Annotated in this window: 6 protein-coding genes; all 6 read left to right on the top strand. The window is 43.5% G+C overall.

Annotated elements, in window-relative coordinates:
• Positions 1 to 76: 76 nt before the first annotated feature.
• On the top strand, positions 77 to 682 hold the full coding sequence (locus IQ229_RS05965) for an alpha/beta hydrolase (RefSeq protein ID WP_409339899.1): 606 nt from the start codon (positions 77 to 79) through the stop codon (positions 680 to 682).
• A 154-nt stretch (positions 683 to 836) separates the two neighbouring features.
• Positions 837 to 1,049 (top strand): protein IsiD, encoded by a 213-nt coding sequence (gene isiD, locus IQ229_RS05960; RefSeq protein ID WP_094351471.1) that lies wholly within the window; start codon positions 837 to 839, stop codon positions 1,047 to 1,049.
• 86 nt (positions 1,050 to 1,135) lie between these two features.
• Entirely contained in the window at positions 1,136 to 2,344 is a 1,209-nt protein-coding gene (gene coaBC / locus IQ229_RS05955; RefSeq protein ID WP_194042118.1) for a bifunctional phosphopantothenoylcysteine decarboxylase/phosphopantothenate--cysteine ligase CoaBC, read from the top strand.
• Between the two features lie 5 nt (positions 2,345 to 2,349).
• Complete coding sequence (locus tag IQ229_RS05950; protein WP_194042116.1) at positions 2,350 to 3,120, top strand: lipoate--protein ligase family protein; 771 nt, start codon at positions 2,350 to 2,352, stop codon at positions 3,118 to 3,120.
• Positions 3,121 to 3,306: 186 nt separating this feature from the next.
• Complete coding sequence (locus IQ229_RS05945) at positions 3,307 to 4,824, top strand: restriction endonuclease-related protein (protein WP_194042114.1); 1,518 nt, start codon at positions 3,307 to 3,309, stop codon at positions 4,822 to 4,824.
• Positions 4,808 to 7,558, top strand: a 2,751-nt coding sequence (locus IQ229_RS05940) for a pPIWI_RE_Z domain-containing protein (protein WP_194042112.1), incomplete at its 3' end; no start/stop codon positions are given. The genes IQ229_RS05945 and IQ229_RS05940, both read left to right, overlap by 17 nt.

Below are 7,558 nucleotides of genomic sequence, written 5' to 3'. Positions count from 1 at the left end.
TACTAACTCTGCTCGAAGAGATAGGATCTATGTATAAAAGTAGAATTTTAGGAGTAAACCTCTGTCTTTACAAGCTATTACCGTTCCTACAGCAACTTCTCAACCTCCAGCAGGCTTAATTGTCACTTTGCATGGTTGGGGTGCCAATGCTGAGGATGTAGCATCTTTGTTACCATTGCTCAATTTACCCGATTACCAGTTTGTATTGCCCAATGCACCTTATCCTTATCCCTATTCCCCTATAGGGAGGGCATGGTATGACCTGCGGGTAGAAAATATGTATCAAGGGTTGGCAGAAAGTCGGCAACTGTTAACAGATTTCTTGGAATCTTTAGAAAGTACCACAGGCATACCTTTGTCACGTACCATTTTGAGTGGATTTTCTCAAGGGGGAGCAATGACTTTAGATGTCGGCTCAAAATTGCCCTTAGCAGGTTTAGTTGTCATGAGCGGGTATTTACATCCTGACGCGCTAACGGCAGCTAAAAGTGGGATTTCGCCGACTTTAATCACTCACGGTAGATATGATGAAGTTGTGCCCCTGAAAGCTGCTTTGAAGGCACGAGAAGCTCTAAAGTCTCTAAAAGTGGCAGTAGAATACCACGAATTTGATATGGGGCATGAAATAGATCCAAAAACGTTAGAGGTGCTACGAAATTTTGTTGTAAATACAATTGCTTAGTCAGGATTACGAATTTTTTATAAATTCTGGTACAAATTCTGACAATTTTCACGAACTTAATGACTTCTAATGAGTAATATATATTGGGTGGCTGCGTTCAGCGCAACTTAACCCATGCTGAAGGCGAGTGCTGCATAAGGGAGGGGCAAGTATTATGACAACTTTAAGCATTTCCCAAAAAGAAATTGCTGCCATGAGTGCAGTAGAAGTAGAAGAACTAGCTACACGTCTGGAACTGGATAATTATAGTAATGCTTTTGAGGGTTTAAACGATTGGCATTTATTGCGAGCGATCGCATTTCAGCGTCCAGAGTTAGTTGAACCCTATATCTACCTCTTAGACTTGGAACCCTACGATGAAGCTTAGTTGAGAGTTAGGAGTTAGGAGTTAAGAATTAGGATTTATAACTATTTAGTACTAATTTTTGAACGACTCACTCCTAACTTTTTACCATGACTAATCCAAAATTGAACAGGGTTCTCATTGCTGTAGGTGGCGGTATCGCCGCCTACAAAATCTGTGAATTGGTTTCGACGCTGTTTAAAACTGGGGTAGAGGTTCGAGTTATCCTCACCCGTTCGGCGCAAAAATTTATCACGCCTCTGACTTTATCAACTCTATCTCGTCATCCCGCCTACACAGATGATGATTTCTGGCAACCAACTCACTCTCGTCCGTTGCATATTGAGTTGGGTGAATGGGCAGATATTATGGTAATTGCCCCTTTAACAGCTAATACATTAGCAAAGTTAGCCTACGGGATGGCAGATAATTTACTCACAAATACCGTGCTGGCTTCTACTTGTCCCGTGCTGTTAGCACCCGCAATGAATACTGATATGTGGGAACAACAAGCGGTGCAACGGAATTGGCAACAGTTATTGATAGATAGGCGATATCATGGGATGAATACAGCATCAGGGTTATTAGCGTGCGATCGGATCGGTGCTGGTAGATTAGCAGAACCTCCAGAAATATTCGCTCACATCCAATCGTTGTTACACACTCAAGGCAAACGAGATTTAGTAGGTAAACGAGTCTTAATTAGTGCTGGGGGAACGCGAGAGTTTCTTGACCCAGTGAGGTTTATTGGTAATCCTTCCACAGGTAAAATGGGATTGGCTTTAGCCCAAGCAGCACTTCACCGAGGGGCAAACGTCACTCTGGTACATGGGCCAGCTAATTGGGATGTACCATTGGGAGTACAAGCGATTCCCGTTGTTAGTGCAGACGAAATGCAGCACGTCATGGTGGGATCTTTACCCAACGCTGATATCATTGTCATGTCAGCAGCCGTGGCCGATGTGAAGCCACGAGATTATAGTACAGAGAAATTGCCCAAGCGATCGCTCCCCCAAGCTTTAGCTCTGGAAGCAGTACCGGATATAGTTGCCCAGTTAGCACAGCACAAACAGCCGCATCAAAGATTAATTGGTTTTGCAGCACAAACTGGGGATATTGTCAAACCCGCATTAGAGAAATTACAGAATAAAAAACTCGATGTCATTGTTGCCAATCCCATCGATCAACCTGATAGTGGTTTTGGTAGCGATAATAATCAAGCGATATTTTTAGATAGTCAAGGAAATCAGGTAGAAATTGCACCTTGTTCTAAATTAGAAATGGCGCATCAATTATTTGATTTTCTTTCTATAGTCTGAAACCTATGAGACAACTAGCAACCGAATCACCATCCACCTGGCGTTTCATCCCAATGCTTCAGACATCAGGGGGAGTGCAAATGGCGATCGATGCTTGGTTGTTCAACCAATGTGAAAAGGGACAGCACCCGCCTACCCTGCGTTTTTATACTTGGTATCCATACGCGCTCTCCTTGGGGCATCTGCAAAAACAATGGCCTGCCGAGTGGCATAATCTGATTTACCAGGGACAGCCACTCGATCTAGTTCGTCGCCCAACAGGAGGTAGAGCTGTTCTCCACCAAGGAAACTTAACCTACACCCTGATTACCTCAGCTAGTACTGGAAAAAGCTGGGGTACTTATGAAAAAATCTGTAACTTTTTAATCCAAGGCTGGCAAACCTTGGGTATTGAGTTAAATTATGGTTCTGCTGGACGGGGTTACATTCATAATCCCAGTTGTTTCAACACAGCAACAGCAGCTGACTTAGTTACTACCGATGGAAGTAAATTTATTGGTAGCGCCCAACGCAAGGGAAGAAACACCATTCTTCAACACGGCTCGATGATTTTATCTACAGACAAAGGTTTATTTCAGGAAATCTTTGAACAACCTGCTCCGTGGAATACCTCACTTTGCAATACACACCAAGAGGATGGCTGGATTGCAAAGATTGTGGATACATTGACAGAGACAGCAAAACAGTACTTTGATATAGAACTAGTTAGCCAACCATTCACCGATCTTGAATGGCAAGATATTCTCAAATTGCGATCGCTTTATGAAGTGCGTTAGCGTAGCTCACCGTAGGTATCACCTATTCCAAAACTTGAGGTTATGTAGGAAATACGTAGAAAGCCAAAGTTTTTTGTAAGTTAAATCGCTGTACAGCGTATTTTTACAGTGCGAATAAAAAGTTGACATTTTTATTTACATCATTTACTGTAAACACATTAAGATGTAATTTGATTATACATAGCCATGTACTTTGAGGACGTGCGTGAGTGGCAGGGAACTGCGGAGGCTCTGACAAAGGAGCTAAAACGCCAGATTAAACACCTTGAACTGTCTATAGAATCACCTGCCCTTCGTACCATTCGGTCGTGGAGAGCAAAACAACTTTTATCACAACCCAAAGGGCAAGAATTTGGATTTCGTCAAATTTTGGAGGGCTTGGCAACTGCTCTCTTATTGAAGAAAGGTTGGACACTTGCGGCAATTACTCAAGTATTGCCTTCTTTCTCTGACGATACTTTGGAGATGCAAATTCTGGCAGAAGCACAAGGTCAAGACCCCACGTGGCTACCCACAATCACCGCAACTGCTTTGCCGTTACCTACTGGACACAGACCAGCAATGAATCTGGCTGAAGATGCAGTGGTGTTGTTAGCGCAAGGAATTATTCGCCAATATGAACGAGTACTACCAGGTCAACAAATAGTTCGTCAAGAGGATAGTACATTGCCGCCAGAACTCTATCAAGCAATGTGCAAATTGGGTCGTCTATATATTGAAGAAGGATTAAGCGATCGCGCTGCCTGTGTGCATACTGTTTTAGATAACGCTCGATACTCTCTTGGTTGCGATCGCTGGCAGTTAAGGATTTTTAACCAATCAGACTTTCGCTTTTCTAGCGTTACCTTAATCGATCCAGATTTACGAGTACCTACCTCAGACTGTGCAGAGATTGCCAACTTGAGCGGAGCCTTTGGCGAAGACAATGTAATTGAGCATCGCTTATATACTCAGTTATGCGAAGCAACTGAACGATTGGGCGGTCGTCGCCAACACAAAGCTTACACCGCGCTACGAGAGTTATTTGGTAGGTACTCTCTGATAGGAGAACGGCAACTATTAGACTACTTGGTTGAAAATGACTTAACCCCTTTACAGGGAATGATCGTTGAGAAATTCTTTGACTCAGTACCAGATATCTGGCTAGTTGATGGACTAGCACATCGCTGTGCCCACTGTGGCACACTGATGCGATCGCATCCCAACAAAAAACTTTTTTCACAAGGGCGATGTCCAATTCGCCAGTGCATTGGGCACAACTCACCAAAAGTATCTGAAAAACTAGATCCCAAAGACATTTTACGAATTGCCGAGCCGCGAATTCTTACCTACTGGACAGGCCCAGCAATTGACGAATTAGCTATTTTTGATACAGCCCGACAAAATAAGCTCAATGCTGAACTTTACCCAGAATCCGATTTATGCGATGTGGCGATCAACGAACGGGCAATTGGAATTGATGCCAAATCTTACACAAGTCCCGTAACTCTGGCTTTGCGCCTCAATCGTAGTATTGGCGGGCTGATTCACTATCGTCGCCGCATTCTTGCTGTGAGCGATCGGTTAATCGAGGATAACCCAAGCTACATTTCTACTCTTAAATCAACACTCGATAAAAAGGGTGATCCCGCCAGTTTAGAAATTATGTCGGTTTCCTCTGTAATTGATTTTTTAAAGAAGATGCCTTATGCGAACCAAACCTGATTTTTGGAAAGGTGCAGACCGAATTTGCTGGTTTTGCGTCTTGATGAAGGAGTTTATTAATACTGATTCACTGGAATACGCGCCACTAGTAATGTCAGGCATGGCAAGCATTTTGAATGCACCTGCATTAGAGCAAGCCCGTCAAGCCATTTTCAATATGCGGCAGATGTCGCTGACTTTTGTTACACAGCAGTCAGTTAAACACGCAATTGCTCTTTATAACAATCATCATTACTGCAACCACACTAAAGGGACGTATGAGATTGATATTGAAACACTTCACTTTCAAAGAACAGACCCTTTAGAAGATTCTTTAATTACACAAGCGCGTCAAATTCTTAGTACCCCTCTGCCATACGACTCCTATGGTTTTACATTTGCCGATCCTCGTCAGCCGATGGCGGTTGCGTTAGGTGAAGAGTCAACAGCAGTAAGGATGCCGATCGCTCCGATTTCCGCCCCGATTGCTGCGCGTCGTACACATTCCCTTAACCGCCAACCAAGAGGAAAAATTCGCATTCCCCTAAGTGAACTGCGCGATCTGGCTATTAAGATGGACGAGCGTGAAAGGCAAGATCCTGAGCGACGAGCAGGTAGCTGGCAAAAACGTTTTGAACGCTTTGACCTCATGGTATCGGAGGCTGGAAAGGGGCTGCGGAAAGAAGATGATGTGTTGGAATTAGAAGACATCAAGCACTTAATTGGTTTACCAGGGTCAGGTAAAACAACCATTCTCGTGTTGATAGCTATCTGGCTAGGACTAAATGACTATAAAGCCATGTTTGTGTTTCCCTCCATTGAAGTTGCTAGACAGTACATGGCTGAACTGGCATTTCATCAGGTAAAAGTCGGAATGCTTGTCGGACAAAGTGATGAAACTCGCCGTGGCCATGCAGATAATATTGCTGAGGCGATCGCAACACGAGGTAATGGTGGCTTTGCTCACACCTTAGAACAGGCAGAAGTTTTTGGGATGAACTGCGTCCTACCAGCCTTTTCAACTGCCGATATGTCTCTGTGGGGGTTTGGTTACGCACCTTGCAACGAGATATTGCAAGGCGGAGGGAAACAGGGAAAGATGAAAAAATGCCTGTGTCCTTTATGGACAATGTGCGGTCGAAACAAAGCACCGCGAGATTTGTTGGATGCTAATATTTGGGTTGGTCATGTGCGATCGCTCGATACTCAAATATCACCTCACGCGATTCAGGAACAAGTACGATATTTTGAATTAATTGCCCGTACCTTCGACGTAGTGGTTTTCGACGAAGGCGACATGGTGCAAACAGTGTTAGATGGTTATGGGGCAGCAACTTTAAGTATTTCAGGCTCAGAGCGATCCATTCATCGGGTAATTTTAGAACAAATCCATAACCGCTTTGCTCGTGGTGAGAACTATCGATTATTTGATCGGGATGTAGAACTTTACAGTCGTGACTTGTCAGAATTTGGCAACCATAATACTTCCTTAATTACCACCCTTCAGAATATGTCTAAGTCGCGGGTGGGAGAACGCTACGGAAATCAATTATTGACTGTATTACGGATTGTTAGCGAACTATTGAATACTTTAAAGAAATCCTCTCAGCAGAATGACCTTGATGAACAAGAAGCCAAACTAGGCTTTAGCAAAAGTCGGGCGCTGACTGAATTTTGGGAAGCGGCAGCATATAACGCCTTTTACGATCGCACAGGTGTTGAGAACCCTCAAGACTTTAAAGCAGATTTGTGGCCTCGGATTTTAGGCTACAACCGTGAAACCCTTGAAAAACAATGGAAAACTCTCATTAGTCATTTCCGGCGTTACCTGGCTGAAAATCTGATTAAGCGACGTGATGCGATCGTTGAAGAAATTGCCGAATTATTTCTCAAGCTCTGTTTTCCAGATCATTCACCAACAATAGAAGCAGAAGATTTAGCTAAATTACTTATAACTGTTACTTTCGTAATTGTGGGCTACCAGCGAATTGTACCAGGAACTAGAACAATGGTTGCAGAGGGATTCATTCGTGAAACCATTGGGGAGTCAACTGCATCACCAGAACTCCGAAAATTTATTCCAGAAAGCATTTTAGGTTCATTTTCTGGAGTGGAATACAGTTTTTCCAAAGCACAAACAACACGTACCGCCGCCAAAAATGTGCAATTATCCTACATTACATTTGTTGGTGCGCCTCGAATGTTAATGCATCGCTTTCATCGGTTGTTAGACGCAGATGATGGACATCCCAGCCCAGCCGTTTTAATTACTTCAGCAACTTCATTTTTGGAAGCTAGTCCCGCCTACCACATTAACGCTGGCCCGCATTATTTACTAAAACCGCGTCAGTCAGAACATAAACCAGAACAGAGCGTTTATCGTTTCAAATGGTTTCCAGATAGTGAACGTGGTGATGAACCTCTCAAATATAGCGGTGCTGGCGACCTTCAAAAGCGTAATCTTTTGCGGATGGTGAATGCCCTTGTGCGCGGAGGAATTACTAAATCTGAAATTTACAAGTCCATGCGTCATTTTGATGTCAAGTTTGGTATTCGCCGCAAAGCTGCTTTAGTTGTCAATAGTTACGATCAGGCTCGCACAATCAAGAAGTATATCAATGATTATCATCCTGAAGTTGGGCGGCATACAAAGGCAATTGTTAAATCCCTCAGAGATGGAGAACAACCGACGGATTTTATCACCTCTGCTCAGTGTGAGGCATTAGGAGACGATGAAAACTGTGATATTTTAATT

Origin of the sequence: Nostoc cf. edaphicum LEGE 07299 (assembly GCF_015207245.1) — a bacterium.
Lineage (GTDB): Bacteria > Cyanobacteriota > Cyanobacteriia > Cyanobacteriales > Nostocaceae > Nostoc > Nostoc edaphicum_B.
The sequence above is the reverse complement of the archived record's forward strand: the minus strand, read 5'-3'. Positions and strand labels throughout refer to the sequence as shown.

Bases quoted from the DNA above. Each gene is read 5' to 3' on its own strand.
- isiD (WP_094351471.1), top strand. From the start codon at position 837: ATGACAACTTTAAGCATTTCCCAAAAAGAAATTGCTGCCATGAGTGCA.
- coaBC (WP_194042118.1), top strand. From the start codon at position 1,136: ATGACTAATCCAAAATTGAACAGGGTTCTCATTGCTGTAGGTGGCGGT.
- IQ229_RS05950 (WP_194042116.1), top strand. From the start codon at position 2,350: ATGAGACAACTAGCAACCGAATCACCATCCACCTGGCGTTTCATCCCA.
- IQ229_RS05945 (WP_194042114.1), top strand. From the start codon at position 3,307: ATGTACTTTGAGGACGTGCGTGAGTGGCAGGGAACTGCGGAGGCTCTG.